22 protein-coding genes are annotated in these 17,461 nt (G+C 58.4%); 13 read left to right on the forward strand and 9 right to left on the reverse strand.

Annotated features, from left to right (window positions below; all coding sequences use genetic code 11):
- Window positions 1–10 precede the first annotated feature (10 nt).
- The 5 genes from odhB (at window position 11) to lpdA (ending at window position 4,492) form a co-directional block, all read left to right on the forward strand.
- On the forward strand, window positions 11–1,291 hold the full coding sequence (odhB, locus tag ACZ25R_RS21885) for a 2-oxoglutarate dehydrogenase complex dihydrolipoyllysine-residue succinyltransferase (RefSeq protein ID WP_346306098.1): 1,281 nt from the start codon (window positions 11–13) through the stop codon (window positions 1,289–1,291).
- Window positions 1,292–1,410: 119 nt separating this feature from the next.
- On the forward strand, window positions 1,411–1,860 hold the full coding sequence (locus ACZ25R_RS21890; protein WP_464661865.1) for a VOC family protein: 450 nt from the start codon (window positions 1,411–1,413) through the stop codon (window positions 1,858–1,860).
- A 2-nt stretch (window positions 1,861–1,862) separates the two neighbouring features.
- On the forward strand, window positions 1,863–2,513 hold the full coding sequence (locus ACZ25R_RS21895; protein ID WP_472462206.1) for a LysE family translocator: 651 nt from the start codon (window positions 1,863–1,865) through the stop codon (window positions 2,511–2,513).
- 8 nt (window positions 2,514–2,521) lie between these two features.
- On the forward strand, window positions 2,522–3,052 hold the full coding sequence (locus ACZ25R_RS21900) for a hypothetical protein (protein ID WP_472462207.1): 531 nt from the start codon (window positions 2,522–2,524) through the stop codon (window positions 3,050–3,052).
- Window positions 3,053–3,085: 33 nt separating this feature from the next.
- On the forward strand, window positions 3,086–4,492 hold the full coding sequence (lpdA, locus tag ACZ25R_RS21905; protein ID WP_223613888.1) for a dihydrolipoyl dehydrogenase: 1,407 nt from the start codon (window positions 3,086–3,088) through the stop codon (window positions 4,490–4,492).
- A gap of 68 nt (window positions 4,493–4,560) precedes the next feature.
- On the opposite strand, the gene ACZ25R_RS21910 is transcribed toward lpdA, so the two are convergent.
- The 3 genes from ACZ25R_RS21910 to ACZ25R_RS21920 form a co-directional block, all read right to left on the reverse strand.
- Window positions 4,561–4,806 (reverse strand): hypothetical protein, encoded by a 246-nt coding sequence (locus ACZ25R_RS21910; RefSeq protein ID WP_472462208.1) that lies wholly within the window; start codon window positions 4,804–4,806, stop codon window positions 4,561–4,563.
- 139 nt (window positions 4,807–4,945) lie between these two features.
- The gene (locus tag ACZ25R_RS21915) at window positions 4,946–6,013 is read right to left on the reverse strand and encodes a TraB/GumN family protein (protein ID WP_472462209.1); all 1,068 of its coding nucleotides are present in this window, start codon (window positions 6,011–6,013) and stop codon (window positions 4,946–4,948) included.
- 134 nt (window positions 6,014–6,147) lie between these two features.
- Complete coding sequence (locus ACZ25R_RS21920) at window positions 6,148–7,104, reverse strand: tyrosine recombinase XerC (protein ID WP_472462210.1); 957 nt, start codon at window positions 7,102–7,104, stop codon at window positions 6,148–6,150.
- A gap of 154 nt (window positions 7,105–7,258) precedes the next feature.
- Here ACZ25R_RS21920 and rimM point away from each other — a divergent pair, with 154 nt between their 5' ends.
- From rimM to leuC, 7 genes are all read left to right on the forward strand, one after another.
- Window positions 7,259–7,837 (forward strand): ribosome maturation factor RimM, encoded by a 579-nt coding sequence (gene rimM / locus ACZ25R_RS21925; RefSeq protein ID WP_472462211.1) that lies wholly within the window; start codon window positions 7,259–7,261, stop codon window positions 7,835–7,837.
- On the forward strand, window positions 7,834–8,550 hold the full coding sequence (trmD, locus tag ACZ25R_RS21930; RefSeq protein WP_472462212.1) for a tRNA (guanosine(37)-N1)-methyltransferase TrmD: 717 nt from the start codon (window positions 7,834–7,836) through the stop codon (window positions 8,548–8,550). Before rimM ends, trmD begins: the two co-directional genes overlap by 4 nt.
- Before the next feature lie 13 nt (window positions 8,551–8,563).
- Window positions 8,564–9,091 (forward strand): GNAT family N-acetyltransferase, encoded by a 528-nt coding sequence (locus ACZ25R_RS21935; protein ID WP_472462213.1) that lies wholly within the window; start codon window positions 8,564–8,566, stop codon window positions 9,089–9,091.
- Between the two features lie 193 nt (window positions 9,092–9,284).
- Window positions 9,285–9,737, forward strand: a complete 453-nt coding sequence (gene rplS, locus ACZ25R_RS21940; RefSeq protein WP_105734617.1) for a 50S ribosomal protein L19 — start codon at window positions 9,285–9,287, stop codon at window positions 9,735–9,737.
- A gap of 206 nt (window positions 9,738–9,943) precedes the next feature.
- Window positions 9,944–10,738 (forward strand): transporter substrate-binding domain-containing protein, encoded by a 795-nt coding sequence (locus ACZ25R_RS21945; RefSeq protein WP_472462214.1) that lies wholly within the window; start codon window positions 9,944–9,946, stop codon window positions 10,736–10,738.
- Window positions 10,739–10,746: 8 nt separating this feature from the next.
- Window positions 10,747–11,565, forward strand: a complete 819-nt coding sequence (locus tag ACZ25R_RS21950) for an amino acid ABC transporter permease (RefSeq protein WP_288192792.1) — start codon at window positions 10,747–10,749, stop codon at window positions 11,563–11,565.
- Window positions 11,566–11,747: 182 nt separating this feature from the next.
- A complete protein-coding gene (gene leuC / locus ACZ25R_RS21955; protein ID WP_464661852.1) occupies window positions 11,748–13,157 on the forward strand; it encodes a 3-isopropylmalate dehydratase large subunit in 1,410 nt (469 codons plus the stop codon).
- 96 nt (window positions 13,158–13,253) lie between these two features.
- Here the strand turns inward: leuC and ACZ25R_RS21960 are convergent, their stop codons facing one another.
- The 6 genes from ACZ25R_RS21960 to ACZ25R_RS21985 all read right to left on the reverse strand — a co-directional run bounded on the left by ACZ25R_RS21960 (window position 13,254) and on the right by ACZ25R_RS21985 (window position 16,442).
- Complete coding sequence (locus tag ACZ25R_RS21960) at window positions 13,254–13,679, reverse strand: OsmC family protein (RefSeq protein WP_472462215.1); 426 nt, start codon at window positions 13,677–13,679, stop codon at window positions 13,254–13,256.
- A 25-nt stretch (window positions 13,680–13,704) separates the two neighbouring features.
- Complete coding sequence (gene queF / locus ACZ25R_RS21965; RefSeq protein ID WP_374042705.1) at window positions 13,705–14,139, reverse strand: preQ(1) synthase; 435 nt, start codon at window positions 14,137–14,139, stop codon at window positions 13,705–13,707.
- A 23-nt stretch (window positions 14,140–14,162) separates the two neighbouring features.
- The gene (locus ACZ25R_RS21970) at window positions 14,163–14,549 is read right to left on the reverse strand and encodes a 6-pyruvoyl trahydropterin synthase family protein (RefSeq protein WP_464661848.1); all 387 of its coding nucleotides are present in this window, start codon (window positions 14,547–14,549) and stop codon (window positions 14,163–14,165) included.
- Window positions 14,550–14,603: 54 nt separating this feature from the next.
- Window positions 14,604–15,263 carry a 7-carboxy-7-deazaguanine synthase gene (gene queE, locus ACZ25R_RS21975; RefSeq protein WP_472462216.1) on the reverse strand — a complete coding sequence of 220 codons (660 nt, stop codon included), beginning with the start codon at window positions 15,261–15,263 and terminating at the stop codon, window positions 14,604–14,606.
- Window positions 15,260–15,970: a 7-cyano-7-deazaguanine synthase QueC gene (gene queC / locus ACZ25R_RS21980; RefSeq protein ID WP_472462217.1), complete on the reverse strand. Its 711-nt coding sequence runs from the start codon at window positions 15,968–15,970 to the stop codon at window positions 15,260–15,262. Before queC ends, queE begins: the two co-directional genes overlap by 4 nt.
- A 67-nt stretch (window positions 15,971–16,037) precedes the next feature.
- Entirely contained in the window at window positions 16,038–16,442 is a 405-nt protein-coding gene (locus ACZ25R_RS21985; protein ID WP_472462218.1) for a hypothetical protein, read from the reverse strand.
- Between the two features lie 192 nt (window positions 16,443–16,634).
- Here ACZ25R_RS21985 and ACZ25R_RS21990 point away from each other — a divergent pair, with 192 nt between their 5' ends.
- Entirely contained in the window at window positions 16,635–17,108 is a 474-nt protein-coding gene (locus ACZ25R_RS21990; protein WP_472462219.1) for a GNAT family N-acetyltransferase, read from the forward strand.
- Window positions 17,109–17,461: the final 353 nt, after the last annotated feature.

The following is a 17,461-nucleotide window of genomic DNA, read 5'->3' on the forward strand; positions in this document are numbered from 1 at the left end:
GAGCAAGATCATGGCAACCGAAATCCGCGTCCCAACGCTGGGCGAATCCGTTTCCGAAGCAACCATTGGCAAATGGTTCAAGAAAGTCGGCGATGCGATTGCCGTCGACGAGCCTTTGGTGGAACTCGAGACCGATAAGGTAACAATCGAGGTTCCGGCCTCCGCTGCCGGTTCCCTTGAGGAAATCACCGCCAAGGAAGGCGATACGGTCGAGGTTGGTGCCTTGCTCGGCATGATTGGCGGCGCCGGTGCCGCTTCTGCGAAAAAGGAAGAGGCCAAGCCCGAAGCCATTGCCCAGGCATCGGGTGCCGCCGGTGCGTCGTCAACGGCAGAAGCCGAGGACAAGGCTGCTCAGGTGGCCGGCAATACGCCGATCACAGAACGCAAGGAGAGCGAGATGCCCGCGTCCCCCGCAGCATCAAAGCTGCTGGCGGAAAAGGGCGTTTCGGTCTCGCAGGTCGAGGGTTCGGGCAAGCGCGGCCAGGTTCTCAAGGGCGATGTCCTTGATGCTGTCGCCAAGGGCATTGCCGCACAGCCTGCCGCTGCTCCTGCCCCGCAGGCAGCGCGTCCCGCCTCTTCGGCTGATGATGCATCGCGCGAAGAACGCGTGAAAATGACCCGCCTGCGCCAGACCATCGCGCGCCGCCTCAAGGATGCCCAGAGCACGGCTGCAATGCTGACCACTTACAATGAAGTGGACATGTCGGCCGTGATGGACCTGCGCAACCGCTACAAGGAAATCTTCGAGAAGAAGCACGGCGTCAAGCTCGGCTTCATGGGTTTCTTCACCAAGGCGGTCACCCACGCACTGAAGGAAATCCCGGCGGTCAATGCCGAGATCGATGGCACTGACATCATCTACAAGAACTTTGCCCATGTCGGCGTCGCTGTCGGTACGGACAAGGGCCTCGTCGTGCCGGTCGTGCGCAATGCCGACCAGATGTCGATTGCGGAAATCGAGAAGGACATCGGCCGCCTCGGCAGAGCTGCCCGCGATGGCGCGCTGTCCATGGCCGATATGCAGGGCGGTACGTTCACCATTTCCAATGGCGGCGTCTACGGTTCGCTGATGTCTTCGCCGATCCTCAATGCGCCGCAGTCCGGTATTCTCGGAATGCACAAGATCCAGGATCGTCCGGTTGTCGTTGGCGGCCAGATCGTCATCCGTCCGATGATGTATCTTGCCCTCAGCTACGATCATCGCATCGTTGACGGCAAGGAAGCCGTGACCTTCCTCGTGCGGGTCAAGGAAAGCCTGGAAGATCCGGAACGTCTGGTTCTCGACCTGTAAGATTGCGAAGAACGGCCTTGCCGGCAAGGTGGGGCCGTTTTTGCAGTGTGGTGAATTGCACCGGATTGACTTAGTCTTGCGGCCCAATCACAAAATGACGTGATGAAAGGCGATTCAAAATGGCTTTTGCACCGAATTTCCCACCTGTCGAACCCCATATCTGCGTGAAAGGCGGCCTCGAGGCAATCGCCTTCTACGAAAAGGCCTTTGGTGCCGAAAATACCTTCAAACAGCTGACCGAGGATGGCAAGCGCGTGCTGCATGCCAATCTGTCGCTGTTTGGCGGCTCGATCATGCTGCACGACGAATTCCCCGAGTACAAAAACCCGGACGGTGAGAACGATGTCATGTCGCCGGTCACCCGCGGCGGGGCGAGCATTGCGCTGAACATCAATCTCGCCAGGCCTGCCGATGTCGATGCGGCGGTGAACCGTGCGGTGGCGGCTGGTGCGGCACTGATCATGCCCGTCGAGGATACGTTCTGGAATGCCCGCTATGGCCGTATTCGTGATCCCTTCGGTCATGTCTGGGCCTTCAACGCCGCGCTTGAAGCGCCTGCCGGAGAATAAGCATGTCACACTACATGTATGAGTTCCTCGGCCTGATGGCCGTCTTCTCGATCATGATCGTCTCGCCGGGCGCTGACTTTGCCATTGTTGTACGGCAGAGCATCGCGCATGGCCGCCGCAGTGCCATCATGACCAGCTTCGGCATCGGTGCCTCTTTGCTCTTCCATATCAGCTATACCATTCTTGGCCTTGGCCTCCTGGTGTCCAAATCGCTGTTTCTCTTCGGCATGCTGAAATGGGCCGGCGCTGCCTATCTCTTCTATCTGGGCATCAAGACCCTGCGTGCTCCCGGCATGGAAGCATCTAGGGAAGCACCTGGAGATATCGTCGATGACGCCGCGGAAAAGAATATTTCCGACTGGCGTTGCTTTCTCATGGGATTTGTCACCAATGCGCTCAACCCCAAGCCGGTTCTTTTCTTCCTGTCGCTGTTTTCAGCGCTGGTTAGCCATGAAACCCCGGCGCTGGTACAGGCAACCTATGGCCTGTTCATGGCAACCGCGCTGATTGCCTGGTTTGTTGCCGTATCGACGTTCTTCACCATGCAATCCGTACGGGATCGCTTTGTTGCGTGGGGACGCTGGTTCAACCGCGTGACCGGTCTGGTTTTCATCGGCCTTGGTATCAAGCTTGCTACCCAGCAGGCGAGCTAGGAATACCGATGACCGCGTTGCTTCGCCTCCGTCCCGCAAAAAGTGTCGCCCTGCTTGCAGCACTCGGCATCATTCTGTCGTCGCCAGCTTTCGCGGCGTGTTTGCAGGACCATGCGGTCTATACGGATCGGGACGATGATTACACGCTGACCTTCAAAAGCGTTCCCGACGATGGCGCGGCGGTCACCTCCGATGAATTCACGATCAAGATGAATGACAGCGATCTGAAGATGGATGGTGTTGTCATGTGGGACAAGGATGGCGGCAGGCCCAATGCCACCATCAGATACAAATGCCCGGCGGGCGATGCGACAGGTGCAGAGCTGCAACAATGCACGGTCTGGAAAGGCGTGGTTTATGCCTTGAAGGAAGGTGCCGATGCCGAGCTCCTGCCAAAGGCCAAGGAGCCTTCGGCCCAGGCATTGCTCTTGCCGGATTTTTCCGGCGCCATGAGCAGCTTCAATTTCAAACTTGAAAAACCCTTGGAGGCTTTCCCGTGGGAAGTCTTCCGTTTCAAAGAATGCGTGCCCGAACAATAGTTTCGCGTTGCGTCAGAACAGAAGGATTGAATCATGTCATATGACGTCGTCATCATCGGAACAGGCCCTGGCGGCTATGTCTGTGCGATCAAGGCTGCACAGCTCGGCCTGAAGACTGCGGTGATCGAAAAGCGCGATACATTTGGCGGCACCTGCCTCAATATCGGTTGTATCCCCTCCAAGGCACTGTTGCATGCTTCGGAAGTCTTTCACGAGGCTGGCCACACCCATGCAAAACTGGGCGTCGAGGTTGGCACGCCAAAGCTCAACCTGAAGGCGATGCTTGCCCATAAGGACGCAACGGTTGAGTCCAATGTCAGCGGCGTGGCCTTCCTGTTCAAGAAGAACAAGATCGACACCTTCAAGGGGACCGGCAAGGTTGTGGCGGCGGGTAAGGTGTCCGTCACCGGCGACGATGGCAAGGTGCAGGAAATCGAGGCGAAGAACATTGTCATTGCCACCGGTTCCGATGTCGCCGGCATTCCGGGTGTCGACGTCAAGTTCGATGAAAAAATCATCGTATCTTCGACCGGCGCATTGGATTTCGACAAGGTTCCGGAAAATCTGATTGTTGTTGGCGGCGGCGTCATCGGGCTTGAGTTGGGCTCGGTCTGGGCACGCCTCGGCGCCAAGGTTACCGTTGTCGAATATCTCGACAAGATTCTTGGACCGATGGATGGTGAAGTATCGCGCCAGTTCCAGCGCATGCTGGAAAAGCAGGGAATTGCATTCAAGCTTGGCGCCAAGGTAACGGGCGTCGAAAAGTCCGGCAAGGGAGCCAAGGTAACGTTCGAGCCGGTCAAGGGCGGTGAAGCCCAGACCATTGCGGCCGATGCCGTTCTCGTATCCACCGGCCGCCGCCCCTACACGGACGGTCTCGGGCTCAAGGAAGCCGGTGTTGCCGTTGATGATCGCGGACGGGTGGCAATCAATGACCATTGGCAGACCAACGTCGCGGGTATCTACGCCATCGGCGACGTCGTCCAGGGCCCGATGCTGGCGCACAAGGCCGAAGACGAAGGCATCGCCGTTGCCGAGATTCTGGCCGGACAGGCGGGACATGTGAATTTCGATGCCATTCCGAGTGTCGTCTATACGCAACCGGAAGTGGCTTCGGTCGGAAAAACTGAAGAAGAGTTGAAGGCAGCCGGCATCGAGTACAAGGCCGGAAAGTTTCCGTTCACAGCCAATGGCCGGGCCCGCGCCATGCTGCAGACCGATGGCTTTGTCAAAATCCTCGCTGATAAGGCGAGCGATCGTGTGCTTGGCGTTCACATTGTCGGCTTTGGCGCCGGCGAGATGATCCACGAAGCAACGGTCCTGATGGAATTTGGCGGTTCGTCAGAGGATCTGGCACGGACAACCCATGCCCATCCGACAATGTCCGAAGCCGTCCGCGAAGCTGCCCTGGCAACCTTCGCCAAGCCAATTCATATGTAATCTCCAAGCACGAAAATGAGAAAAGGCCCGAGGTTTCGGGCCTTTTTGGTTTCCAAAGCACTTTGGAACTAGTTGTTGCTTGGGGCCGAATTGGTGGGAGCGGGCGCTGCAGGTGCAGGCGCCTGCGTTGTTGGTGCTGCCGGTTCCGGGCCATCCATAGTCGAACTGTTGTTCAGATAATAATAACCGCCGATAATCAACGCTGCGATCAGAATACCTGCAATCAGAAAGCCGCTGCCGCCCGATGGAGTTGCGTTGGGCTCACGATCGGACTGCGTATCCACCGGACGCTGCAAATTGGGATCATAGGTCATCATGTCCTCCGTCACACTCTTTGCATTCAGAATAATAAACGGCTCAGAACAGCCTAGGTTCCGAAATCGCCCATCATCTGGCTGACCAGCCTTATATAAGGGCTTGGAATCACTCTGCCAGATGTGACAAAATTTAAGGTTATTGCGCCTCGACCGTAAAGCCCTTGCTGCGCAGCAGAGACACCAGCCCCTTTTCTCCGGGAAGATGCAAGGCTCCCACCGCTATAAAGGCATTGCCCTTGTCGATAATTGGAACCGCGTGCTCCGCCATGACGCGGTTGCGAGCATTGACCATCTTTTCCTCGAACGCGGCATAGTTCTCGCCGCTCGCCGTGCCATCGGGAGAGATGGACCGTATCACCGGGAAAATCATGGCTATGTCGCCCCGGGTGTAAAGCAGGGTCATGGTTTCAAACATGTCGGGCAGTTTCGGGGCAAGTGTCAGTGTCTCGACAAGTCCCTCGACATGGAATTTCAGCGGCACGGATGCCATGGCGCTGAGCTGATCCTTGATGGTTTCAAGTCCCGTGACCGCCTTGCCCTGTGCCTTGGCGTCCTGGGCGAGCTTGACGTCGAGGAAGGCTGTGCCGCTTTTGCTGCGCGTCAGCTCGCAGGGAGGCATGGCCAGCATGCTCGTCACGATCCAAGGCTGCATCTTGTTGAGCGCCGTCAACGACAGGCCGCGTGCGGCGAGGCCCGCTTTCACACCCTCAAGCTTGTCAGCTGGAATGAGCTTCTCCAGCGTGTTCTCGTCGGTGAACATCATCAATCCCGGATCCTGCGCCATGACTTTCAAGGGCGCTTTCGGATCAAGCACCTCGTCGGTTTCAATGACGACCGTTGCCGCCCCCTGATAGGCTGTTTGAGCCGCGTCTGAAAGCTTGAGCACGCGCGGATCCGTCAAATGCATGGTACCAAAGAGCCAGCAAGGTTTGGTTCCCGGCTTTCCGATCTTCCAAAGGATGCCTTTGCCGTTCACCGTTGCGGCTGCTTCCTTGCGCAAGGCGGCCAGCTTTGCAGGGTCCGACTTGGCCATTTCGGCGACGAGATCGCGTCCGCCACAGGAGGCATCCTGCGCACGGGCGCGGGTTGCGCCAAACGCCACGACAAGCAATGAGGCGAGCAGAATCCAGCTCAGGAAAGCCAGGAGCCTCAGTGCGCTCTCAGCAATGCGATCAAGAGAAGTGGTGGGGCCGGAATGGGTCATCATCAATGCATATATGGGGTTTGACAAAAAGGCGTTAAAGCTAGTGGAACGAATTTGACATCACGCGCAACAAGCGAATGTCAGAATCGGACCACTAGTCTGCAGATTGTTTGTAACAATCAATATGGGACCGTTCAGGCGCGGGGATGTGCCTTGTCGTAGATTTCCATCAGTCTGTCGGTATCAACGCCGGTATAGACCTGCGTCGTTGACAGGCTTGCATGGCCGAGCAATTCCTGGATCGTGCGCAAATCGCCGCCGCGCCCGAGCAAATGGGTCGCGAAGGAATGGCGCAGGGCATGCGGGGTTGCTGTCTCCGGCAGGCCGAGCGCGCCGCGCATTTTCTGCATGTCGCGCTGGATGATGGCAGGATGCAGTTCACCGCCTCGCGCGCCGCGAAACAGCGGCTTGCCCGCTTCCAGTTCGTAGGGGCAGAGCGTGCGGTATTCCTCCACCGCCCGGTGCACTATGGGCAGGAGCGGCACCATGCGTGTCTTGCCGCCCTTGCCTGTGATGGGGATGGAACGCGCCGAGGCATCACGCAAGGCGGCGCCGTCCAGATTGAGTGCCTCGGAAATGCGCAGGCCGCAACCGTAGAGCAGGGTCAGCACTGCCGCATTGCGCGCGGCAATCCAGGGTTCCTCATTGAGCTGTTCGCCTTTTTCCACCACGCGGCGTGCATCGACGGTCGTCAGCGGCTTTGGCAGGGATTTCGGCTGCTTTGGCGCGCGCATGGCAATGGAAGCTGCTGCATTGGCGATGCCCTGTTTTTCCAGATGGCGCAGAAACGAACGAATGCCCGCAAGACCACGCCCGAGCGTGCGCGCACCGGCACCGTCATTCCGCCGCCGCGCCAGGTAGGATCGCAGATCGGCAATCCGCAGGGTTGCCACGTCCTTCAGGGATGGCGGCTCAGCGAGATGACCGGTGAGAAACTGGAAGAACTGACGGGTGTCGCGCTCATAGGCTTCCAGCGTGTTGGCCGCCAGACGCCGCGTGTTTTTCAGTGATCTGAGCCATTCTTCCCGCGCCGCGATGAGGTCTGGCCGGGCCGAAACAAGAAACTCGGCATTCTGGGGCTGCGCCACCATTGCCATACTCCTTACCATGTATCGGAGTAGACCATGCCACGACAGTCCTTACGGAGTCGTTTCGCTTTCCCTTGGGGGCTGATCCTTCGCACTTGGCGTTTGGCCAAAGACAGAGTAATTCGTCGGGAAGAGAAGATAGGAATGGAACAGCCCGATGGCAAAATTGAATGATCCAGTGCAACTCGCCGTTATCGGTGCAGCACACGGAACGCGCGGCGAAGTGCGGGTCAAGACGTTTACCGGTGATCCGCTGGCGCTTGCCGATTATGGCCTGCTTTACGATGTGACCGGCAGAAGCTTCGAGATTCTGGCTATCCGCCCGGCCAATACGGTTGTCGTTGTGCGGTTCCGCGGGGTCAATGACCGTAACATGGCCGAAGCGTTGAACGGCACGACGCTGTTTATCGACCGCTCGCAGCTGCCGGAAGAGCTTGAGGAAGATGAGTTCTATCATGCTGACCTGATCGGGCTCGATGCCGTCGACGGCGCAGGCAATCCCTATGGCAAGGTTTCGGCCATGTTCAATTTCGGTGGCGGTGATCTCATCGAGCTGACGATACCGGGGCGCCGGCCGATGCTGATTCCGTTCACCCAGGCCGCCGTGCCACATATCGACATCAAGGCTGGACAGGTCGTTATCGATCCCGCGGCCGCCGGGCTTATTCCTGACGAGAACGAAGAAGAGGACCGGCGCCGGCAGCTGGGTGGTGATGGCGGGAAAGAGCGGTCATGAGCGGCAAAGCTGCCGGTTTCCGGGCGACGGTGCTGACGCTCTATCCGGAAATGTTCCCCGGGCCGCTCGGCGTCTCTCTTGCCGGAAAGGCATTGGCCGATACGGCATGGTCGCTTGAAACAGTACAGATTCGCGATTTCGCCACGGATCGGCACCGCATGGTGGACGACACGCCAGCCGGCGGCGGGGCTGGCATGGTGATGAAGGCAGATGTCCTGGCGCGTGCCGTCGATGCGGTGGCGGATGAGCGGCCACGGCTCTTCATGAGCCCCCGCGGTAAGCCGCTGAGCCAGGAACGCGTGCGCGAGCTTGCTGCGGGCCCCGGTGCAATCATTCTGTGCGGCCGGTTCGAAGGCGTCGATGAACGGTTGATCGAAGCGCGCGGCTTTGAAGAAGTTTCCATCGGCGATTACATCCTTTCCGGCGGCGAGACGGCAGCTATCGTTGTTCTCGATGCGATCGTTCGCCTTTTGCCCGGTGTGATGGGCAATGCCCAGTCGGGTGAAACGGAGAGTTTTGAGACCGGGTTGCTGGAGCATCCGCAATACACCAAGCCGCAGGAGTGGGAAGGGCGCCGCATTCCCGACGTGCTTCTCTCCGGAAACCACGGGGCCATCGAGAAATGGCGCAGGGCTGAAGCGGAAAAACTGACGCAGGAGCGGCGTCCGGACCTGTGGGATCGTTATCCGCAGGCCAGGAAGCCGCGTAAATAACAGGATCAGGACAATGCAGTTTCGCAGCGGTGATGCAGGGGATGTGCCTGCTGTCCAGGCCATTGAACGGGCCTCCGCGGTGCGATTCCGCACGGTCGGCATGGAAGACATCGCCAATGACGATCCTACATCCGCGTCCCTTCTGCTTGAACGGATAAGTCAGAATCGCCTTCTTGTTGCGGTTGACAAACGGCCGGTCGCCTTCGTGATTTTTGATGTGGTTGATGATCATCTCTACATCGAACAGATCGATGTGGATCCGCTCCATGCCGGCAAACGTATCGGATCGGCACTGATCGGGCTGGTGGAGGATCGTGCCCGAAAAGAGGCCAGGATGGGACTGCTGTTGTCCACATTCCGGGATGTTCCGTGGAATGCGCCCTATTACCGGCGGCTTGGATTCACCGATATTCCCGACGGTGCTCTCAGTGCTGCGCTGGTGCATATCCGCAGGGATCACATCGAAAGGGGCCTTGACGAGACACAACGGGTTTTCATGCGGAAACCGCTTCGTCTCGACTCGGGCGGCAATCGGCGCTAAAAAGAATCGCTGCCAGAGGTGACAAACGGACTTTTATGGTGTATCTGGCCGCGAACTCGGGAAAATCCCAAGTCCGATAATCAATGGATGGTGAATTCGCTCCTGCCTCCTCAGAGGCATAGACATGCGGCCAGGATGCTGCATTGCAAGTGTTGAGCGCTCTGGCTGTTTGAAAAAGAAAAGGATGAAGACGATGACCGTCGATATTATTCGTCAGCTCGATCTCGAACAGAGAGCAAAAATCGAAGCCAAGCGCGTGCTTCCGGATTTCAAGCCAGGCGACACAGTCCGCGTTAATGTTCGCGTGACGGAAGGTACACGTACCCGCGTTCAGGCTTATGAAGGCGTCTGCATTGCCCGCAACGGCGCTGGCATCAACGAGAACTTCACAGTTCGCAAGATTTCCTACGGCGAAGGCGTTGAACGCGTATTCCCGATCATTTCCCCGCTGGTCGAAGGCGTAGAGATCGTCCGTCGCGGCAAGGTTCGTCGCGCGAAGCTCTACTACCTGCGCGGCCTGACCGGTAAGGCTGCCCGCATTGTCGAAAAGAAAGACAACCGCAAAGGCAAAGCCGCTGTTCCGGTCACCGGTACAGCCGAAAAGGTAACGGAAGAAACCGTTGCCAAGGCACCCGCTGCTGAATAAGCGCGATTGTTTTGAGTTTGAAAAGGCGGTCTTCGGACCGCCTTTTTTGTTTCGGGCAAGGCTGTTTCCATTTCCTTGCCCGGTTGAAAAAATCGTGCTTGCGCGATAGCGAATAAAGCAGTTGCATGCCGTTCGGGGATTGACGGGGCCTTCATAAAATGAAATTTGTGCTTCGCTTGATCAAAACGCAATATTAGAGGTCTGACATGAATTTGCGATCCGTTTTTCTTGCGGGGCTTGCACTCGCCATGGTTCCATTTTCCGCGCTGGCGGCTCCCCTTCCCGATCTTGGCGGCAAGAAAGTTGCGGTTGTGACGGAAAACGCCTATCCGCCGCTGCAATTTGTCGATCCCAAAACCGGCAAGCCGATCGGCTGGGAATATGATGCCATGAACGAAATCGCCAAACGGTTGAATTTCAAAGTGGAATATCTGAATACCAGCTGGGATGCGATGATTCAGGCCGTGGCCGACAATCAGTACCAGATCGGCATGACCGGCATCACCATCAATGACGAGCGCAAGCAGAAGGTGGATTTTTCCGAACCCTACATGCGTTCCGAGCAATTCATGCTGGTTCGCGCTGATGAAAAGCGCTTTTCCGATGCAAAGACCTTTGGCGAAATTAAAGACGGTCTCGTCGGCGCCCAGCCGGGTACGACCAATTTCTACGTGGCCGTCTACAATCTGCTTGACGGTAACGAGCAAAATCCGCGTATCAAGCTGTTCGAAACGTTTGGCGCGACGATCCAAGCTCTCAAGACCGGCGACGTTGACGTGGTCTTGACTGACAGTACGGCAGGCAAGGGCTATGTGGACGCGTCGGGCGGCGCGCTGAAGCTCGTTGGCGGCCCATTGGGTGCTGAGGATTTCGGCTTCATCTTCGCCAAGGGCTCGGATCTCGTTGGTCCGGTAAATGCGGCCATCGAAGTCTTGAAGGCCGACGGCACGTTCGACGCCCTCAACAAAAAGTGGTTCCTCGACTACAAGCTCGGCCAGTAGGCGGCCGGTTGTCAGTTCCCTCACAGAACAGAAGTCCTTTCGTCAGGAAGGACTTCCCCTGGTGGCTGGCCGTTGCCGCGGCCATCGCTGTTGTGCTCGGCATAGCTATCCTGGTCAGCGATATCTACGGGCAGGTGTTCTCCACGGTCTCGCAAGGCATCTGGATCACCGTCTGGGTCTCGCTCCTGGCATTTCTGCTCGCATCGGGGCTTGGCCTTCTGCTCGCGCTGATGAGCCTCTCGGAACATATCGTCCTGCGGCAGACCGCCCGGTTCTACGTCGAAATCGTTCGCGGAATTCCTCTGCTGGTTCTCCTGTTCTACATCGCCTTTGTCGGGGCGCCGGCAGTTGTCGCCCTGTGGAATTTCCTCACCCATCCGCTGCAGAGCGCCGGCCTGTTCGAGCCCTTGCAGGTGCGGGATTTTTCACTTCTGTGGCGGGCGATCATTGCCCTGACACTTGCCTATGCGGCATTTCTGGCAGAAATTTTTCGCGCCGGGATCCAGGCCGTCGACGCGGGACAGATCGAGGCGGCAAAGTCACTCGGGCTGAAACGGTTCCAGCGCTTCCGGCTGATCGTGATGCCCCAGGCCTTGCGCACCATTCTGCCGCCCTATGGCAACGACTTCATCTCGATGGTGAAGGACTCGTCGCTTGTATCGGTGCTTGGCGTCGTCGACGTGACGCAAATGGGCAAGGTCTACGCCTCGGGTTCGTTCCGCTTTTTCGAAACCTATTCCGTCGTTGCCTATGTCTACCTGATCCTGACGATCAGCCTGTCCCTGGGCCTGCGTTGGCTCGAAGCGCGGCTGAATGATCGGACCTAAGCTGCGCGTGGCCATAACGATGCCGGGAGAATCGCCTCAAAATCATGGAGAATCGGGTGCCGGTCGCGGCGCTTTGTCGCCGAAATATTACTTTTATCGCTTGTTTCTTGACGTAAGTGGGCACCGAGTGCATATGTCCACGACATAATCTTACAGCACCTACCATTGCCGAGGATATCGCGATGACTGCGCCACGTACACTCTATGACAAGATCTGGGATGATCATCTGGTTGATCAGCAGGCCGATGGCACCTGCCTTCTCTATATTGATCGTCACCTTGTGCATGAAGTGACCAGCCCGCAGGCTTTCGAAGGCTTGCGCCTTACCAACCGCAAGGTCCGGCATCCGGAAAAGACACTGGCTGTCGTCGACCATAATGTGCCGACCTCGCCGGATCGCGTCAACGGCATCAAGAACGAGGAAAGCCGTATCCAGGTCGAAGCATTGGCCAAGAATGCTGCGGATTTCGGCGTCGAATATTATTCCGAGAAGGACATCCGCCAGGGCATCGTCCACATCATCGGACCGGAGCAGGGCTTCACGCTTCCGGGCATGACCATCGTGTGCGGCGACAGCCATACATCGACGCATGGTGCCTTCGGTGCGCTTGCCCATGGCATCGGCACGTCGGAAGTCGAGCATGTTCTGGCCACCCAGACGCTGATCCAGTCAAAAGCCAAGAACATGCTGGTGCGTGTTGATGGCGTTCTGCCGGCCGGCGTCACCGCCAAGGACATCATCCTTGCCATTATCGGCGAGATCGGCACCGCTGGCGGCACCGGCTATGTCATCGAGTATGCCGGCGAAGCTATCCGCGCGCTGTCGATGGAAGGCCGCATGACGATCTGCAACATGTCGATCGAAGGCGGCGCCCGCGCAGGCCTGATTGCGCCCGACGAAACAACCTTTGCCTATGTGAAGGACAAGCCGCGCGCGCCGAAGGGTGAAGCGTTCGATCAGGCGGTCGAGTACTGGAAGACGCTGAAGTCCGACGAGGGTGCCCATTTCGACAAGGTGGTTGTGCTCAATGCTGCCGACCTGCCGCCCATCGTTTCCTGGGGCTCGTCGCCGGAAGACGTGATCTCGATCACCGGTGCCGTGCCTAATCCTGATGAAATCACCGACGAGAACAAGCGTACGTCGAAGTGGCGCGCACTGGACTACATGGGCCTGAAGCCGGGCACACCGATGACCGAGATCAAGCTTGATCGGGTCTTTATCGGCTCATGCACCAACGGCCGTATCGAAGATCTGCGTGCTGTCGCCAAGGTTGTCGAAGGCCGCAAGGTTGCGGAAACGGTCGATGCCATGATCGTTCCGGGTTCGGGTCTGGTCAAGGAGCAGGCGGAAGCGGAAGGCCTCGACAAGATTTTCAGGGCTGCCGGTTTTGACTGGCGCGAGCCGGGCTGCTCGATGTGTCTTGCCATGAATGACGATCGGCTGAAGCCGGGCGAGCGCTGTGCGTCCACGTCGAACCGTAATTTCGAGGGCCGTCAGGGTTTCAAGGGCCGTACGCATCTCGTTTCGCCGGCCATGGCCGCCGCCGCCGCAATCGCCGGTCATTTCGTCGATATTCGCGAGTGGAAATAGGCTTCGCGCCAACTCCAGTGTAACTCCATAAAAAACGGGGCCACTGGCCCCGTTTTTTATAACCGTTTTTACCGCGCTTTCTCGCCGGAAGGCGGATTAGCTCAGCGTTGTCGTGAAGGCCGGATCGCCGCGCAGCGTATTGCTTACGGTGCAAATCTCGTTCTCGGCGGCCTCGACGATCGCATGCTTTGTCGCGTCATCAATATCGCCGGTGATGGTGAAGGCTATATGGAAATGGTCAACGCGCGAAAGACCGTCCTTGGCCTTGTCGCCCGTAACATGCGCTTGAACCGCCTCCAGCTTGTCAGCGACGCCGAGCCGCGACGCCGCCATTTTGGCGCTGAGTACCAGGCAGGCGGAAAGCGATGCGTAGAGCAGATCAAGGGGTGCAAAACCCTGCTCCGAAACCGCGTGAGCGACGTTGAGCACGCCGCCCGTATGGGATGTGACAACGGGTTGACCGCCTCGCTCCAGAACGGCCGTGGCGCCGACATCCCGTGTTCTTGCCCTGAGTTCAGCCATTGGATCGTCTCCCTTTGTATTCTGATCAGCCGCGGCCGCGATAGGTGGGCACGCCCTGGTCGGGCAGCCACAGACCCTCGGGTACCGGCCCTGTCTGCCAGAAGACATCGATGGGGATACCGCCGCGTGGATACCAGTAACCGCCGATGCGCAGCCAGAGCGGCTTGACCGCCTCCACGATGCGTTTGCCGATATTCACGGTGCAATCCTCGTGAAAGGCGCCGTGATTGCGGAAGCTGGTCAGAAAAAGCTTCAGCGACTTGGATTCGACCAGGGCCTGGTCCGGCGCGTAATCGATAACCAGATGGCCGAAGTCCGGCTGGCCGGTCACGGGACACAGCGAGGTGAATTCCGGGCAGGTGAAGCGCGCCAGAAACAGCGTCCCCGCCTGCGGGTTGGGGACTGCGTCGAGCAAGGCTTCATCGGGATGATGCGGGATGGGAACATCCTTGCCCAGCATCGTTGCCTGTTCTGCGTAATGACTCATGCCGCTTCCTCCAGTGTTTCAAACTCGCCCTGATATTCACAGCCTTCACCGCAGCTGTCGCGGTAAATACCGATCTCGGCCAGCGCCGGAAGGTCCGGAGCAATACGCCGCCACAGCCATATGGCGATGGTTTCAAGCGTCGGCAACTCCAGTCCGGCAATTTCGTTGAGATAGCGATGATCCAATGCGTCTTTTGCGCTGTCGACCGTGATCTTGACCGCGCCAAGATCGGCGATCAGCCCGGTTTTGGGGTCCGGCCGGCCCTGCAGGCTGACGCGGACGCGAAAACTGTGTCCGTGCAGGCGCTGGTTGACATGCCCGTCCGGAAAAGAGTGCGGCAGATGGTGAGCCGCTTCAAAATTGAAGTCGATAAAGATTCTCATGGTTTTTCCCGTCAGCTCTGGCGCAATACAGGCGCCCGCCAAAAAAGCCTGCCCTCAGGGCAAGCCGATCAGTTTATGTGTCTGCGTGCTCAGCCGCCAAAGCGGATGGGCGAGGCAATAGGCCGCTGCAGATGCCACATGCCGGGCGGTTTGCGCCGGATCACCGATGACGTCAAGAGGCTGCAAATAGAAATGCTGAAAGGAAAGGCGTTCGAAATGGGCCGGATCGGTCCGGGCTTCCGCCTGGGGATAGACAAGCTTGAGCTCGTGACCGCTGGTCTGGACAAGTGTGGTATCGGCCTTTGGCGACACGCAAATCCAGTCAATGCCATCAGGCGCTGCAATCGTGCCGTTGGTCTCGACGCCAACTTCGAAGCCTCTCGCGTGGAAGGCGTCGATCAACGGCTTGTCCAGCTGCAGCAGCGGTTCGCCGCCGGTGCAGATGACATAGGGCTTGCCCTTGGAGCGAGCGCTTTTTGGCCAGGCGCCGGCAACGGCATCGGCAAGCGCGTCGGCGGTTTTGAACTTGCCGCCGCCGGGGCCATCCACGCCAACGAAATCCGTATCGCAGAACCGGCACTGGGCGTCCGCCCGGTCGCGTTCAAGCCCGGACCACAGATTGCACCCGGCAAAGCGCATGAACACCGCGGCGCGGCCGGTATGGTTGCCTTCGCCCTGCAGCGTCAGATAAATTTCCTTGACGGCGTAAGTCATGCGGCTTCTGCCTTGAATTTGGACCAGCCGCCGGAACGCAGGGCGCAGGCCGGGCAGGTGCCGCAGCCATAGCCCCAGGCATGGCGGGCGGAGCGGTCGCCGAGATAGCAGGTGTGGGTGTTTTCAATGATCATATCGAGCAGCGGTTCGCCGCCTATGTCGCGAGCCAGTGCGAAGGTTTCAGCCTTGTCCAGCCACATCAGCGGGGTTTCGATGGTGATGCGGCGATCCAGTCCCAGCGAAAGGGCGACCTGTTGTGCCTTGAGCGTGTCGTCGCGGCAGTCGGGATAGCCGGAATAGTCCGTCTCGCACATGCCGCCGACGATGACGCGCAATCCGCGCCGGTAGGCGAGGGCAGCGGCAAGCGTGAAAAACAAAAGGTTACGGCCGGGCACGAATGTGTTGGGCAGGCCGTTCTCTGCCATCTCGATGGCAATGTCTTCGGTCATCCCGGTAGCGCCGAGCTGGCCGATGACGCCGGCATCGAGCCGGTGATCGTCGCCAAGGCGTTCCACCCAATCGGGAAACCGGTGGATCACTTCGGCGCGGAAATCATTGCGCACGTCCAGTTCCACCCGGTGGCGCTGGCCATAATCGAAGCCGACCGTCTCCACCCGGTCAAACCGGGAGAGCGCCCAGGCAAGACAGGTTGCAGAATCCTGCCCGCCGGAAAAAAGGACGAGTGCGCCGTCAGCATTACGAGCCATGAATGAACCTCTTCAATGAAGCGGCCCCCTTACAGGGCGCGGACCAGCGAGGCAAATCAAATGTGGGCTATTGGCAGCCTGGAAGCCCGAGAATGGGCGTTTCGCCACGGTTGATACCATACATGTAGCCGCGACCGCGCACGACAATCGGGCCATCACAGCGTGTGTTGGGTGGCGGAATAGCCCCCACGACATAGGGATCGCCGGGTGGAGAGATGATCGCCGGTCCCTTGGCCCGCTTGTAGACGGCAACCTTCTTGCGGAGTTCGCGGGCGAGCCTGTCCGATTTGGCGGCTGTCGCGCCGACAAAGATCATCTTCGGTCCATTGGGGTCCCGCACGATGATGTTGCCATATTCGTCGCCATAGGTATCACGCAGGTTGATGTCGTAGGCAGCAGCGCTGTGCGTGGCTGCGACAACAGTCAGGCCCGACAACAAAAGCGCGGCCGTGTGTTTGCGGAAGGCGAACATGGACAAGCTCCTTGGTTGAATGGGCTGCAGCAGTCCAAGCATTAACCTTTTATTAACGCTTGTCATCCGTCAAAACGCCTTTGAATCGATTTTTGCTGCCGTCCGCCGGTTGACGTGCGGTGCGCAATCAACCAATCCTCAACACAGCGAGGCAGCCGGAAGTGCTGCCGGAGTGAAAGGGATGATGCGACCATGACGACAAAGAGCCCGGATGAACACGCCGTCGACATTTCTCTGCTGCATCTGAACGATGCGCACGAGTTCGCACCTCTTCTGGCCAGCTACACCCAGGCGCTGAAGCGCGGCGCACCCCGCCGCCCGGACGATTACTACGCGGAAAACCTGCTGCGGGACCGTGCCGCGGAGATCGCGGGAGCGCGACTCGACGGCCATCTGGTGGGCTTTGTGATTTTCTATGATCTGCCCGAGCCTGTTTCCGGCATGCGTGCCGGGCAGGTGGATCATATCTACGTGCATCACGACCATCGCGGCAAGGGTATCGCCAAGGCGCTGATCGATGTTCTCGCCGACAAGGCGGAAGAACGCGGCTGGACAAAACTGTCACTCAACGCGCCGCGTCTGCCGGAAGATGGCCGCAAACTGTACGAACAGATTGCGGCGCCTGCCGACTGGACCAGTTTCATCATCCGTTTTGGCAATCAGTAGAACGGACCTGGCCCAGCGCTCTGAAGATGCGCGGGACATCCTGGGAACGACTCGGAATGTCCCGTTCGCGTTGCACAATTGAGGGACAGGATACGCTGAAACCGGTTAAACCGGACAGACTCACTCAAATAAAATTGATTGCCGATTTGACGTGAAATACGGGCCTTTGGGGCTCTCTGTGGCGCTTTAAACGATTGAATTTTCTAAAGAAACCTTATGGACTTGCGTTTGTTGCCAATTCGCCGCATGAGGGGGGTGAATGGGCCTTTGACGCAGTGCAAAAACGGGACTAAAACCCTTCTAAATTTGCCTCTATCCAGCCTTTCGGCCCTGCCCGTCAATCAAGGTTCAAA

The organism is Phyllobacterium sp. RCAM01083, from assembly GCF_055685835.1.

Bases quoted from the DNA above. Each gene is read 5' to 3' on its own strand.
- ACZ25R_RS21970 (WP_464661848.1), bottom strand. From the start codon at position 14,549: ATGAGAATCTTTATCGACTTCAATTTTGAAGCGGCTCACCATCTGCCG.
- trmD (WP_472462212.1), top strand. From the start codon at position 7,834: ATGAGCGGCAAAGCTGCCGGTTTCCGGGCGACGGTGCTGACGCTCTAT.
- queE (WP_472462216.1), bottom strand. From the start codon at position 15,263: ATGACTTACGCCGTCAAGGAAATTTATCTGACGCTGCAGGGCGAAGGC.
- ACZ25R_RS21915 (WP_472462209.1), bottom strand. From the start codon at position 6,013: ATGACCCATTCCGGCCCCACCACTTCTCTTGATCGCATTGCTGAGAGC.
- ACZ25R_RS21990 (WP_472462219.1), top strand. From the start codon at position 16,635: ATGACGACAAAGAGCCCGGATGAACACGCCGTCGACATTTCTCTGCTG.
- ACZ25R_RS21945 (WP_472462214.1), top strand. From the start codon at position 9,944: ATGAATTTGCGATCCGTTTTTCTTGCGGGGCTTGCACTCGCCATGGTT.
- ACZ25R_RS21900 (WP_472462207.1), top strand. From the start codon at position 2,522: ATGACCGCGTTGCTTCGCCTCCGTCCCGCAAAAAGTGTCGCCCTGCTT.
- ACZ25R_RS21920 (WP_472462210.1), bottom strand. From the start codon at position 7,104: ATGGTGGCGCAGCCCCAGAATGCCGAGTTTCTTGTTTCGGCCCGGCCA.
- lpdA (WP_223613888.1), top strand. From the start codon at position 3,086: ATGTCATATGACGTCGTCATCATCGGAACAGGCCCTGGCGGCTATGTC.
- ACZ25R_RS21960 (WP_472462215.1), bottom strand. From the start codon at position 13,679: ATGGCTGAACTCAGGGCAAGAACACGGGATGTCGGCGCCACGGCCGTT.
- queC (WP_472462217.1), bottom strand. From the start codon at position 15,970: ATGGCTCGTAATGCTGACGGCGCACTCGTCCTTTTTTCCGGCGGGCAG.
- ACZ25R_RS21895 (WP_472462206.1), top strand. From the start codon at position 1,863: ATGTCACACTACATGTATGAGTTCCTCGGCCTGATGGCCGTCTTCTCG.
- ACZ25R_RS21890 (WP_464661865.1), top strand. From the start codon at position 1,411: ATGGCTTTTGCACCGAATTTCCCACCTGTCGAACCCCATATCTGCGTG.
- odhB (WP_346306098.1), top strand. From the start codon at position 11: ATGGCAACCGAAATCCGCGTCCCAACGCTGGGCGAATCCGTTTCCGAA.
- rimM (WP_472462211.1), top strand. From the start codon at position 7,259: ATGGCAAAATTGAATGATCCAGTGCAACTCGCCGTTATCGGTGCAGCA.
- rplS (WP_105734617.1), top strand. From the start codon at position 9,285: ATGACCGTCGATATTATTCGTCAGCTCGATCTCGAACAGAGAGCAAAA.
- ACZ25R_RS21985 (WP_472462218.1), bottom strand. From the start codon at position 16,442: ATGTTCGCCTTCCGCAAACACACGGCCGCGCTTTTGTTGTCGGGCCTG.
- ACZ25R_RS21935 (WP_472462213.1), top strand. From the start codon at position 8,564: ATGCAGTTTCGCAGCGGTGATGCAGGGGATGTGCCTGCTGTCCAGGCC.
- ACZ25R_RS21910 (WP_472462208.1), bottom strand. From the start codon at position 4,806: ATGACCTATGATCCCAATTTGCAGCGTCCGGTGGATACGCAGTCCGAT.
- queF (WP_374042705.1), bottom strand. From the start codon at position 14,139: ATGCTGGGCAAGGATGTTCCCATCCCGCATCATCCCGATGAAGCCTTG.
- leuC (WP_464661852.1), top strand. From the start codon at position 11,748: ATGACTGCGCCACGTACACTCTATGACAAGATCTGGGATGATCATCTG.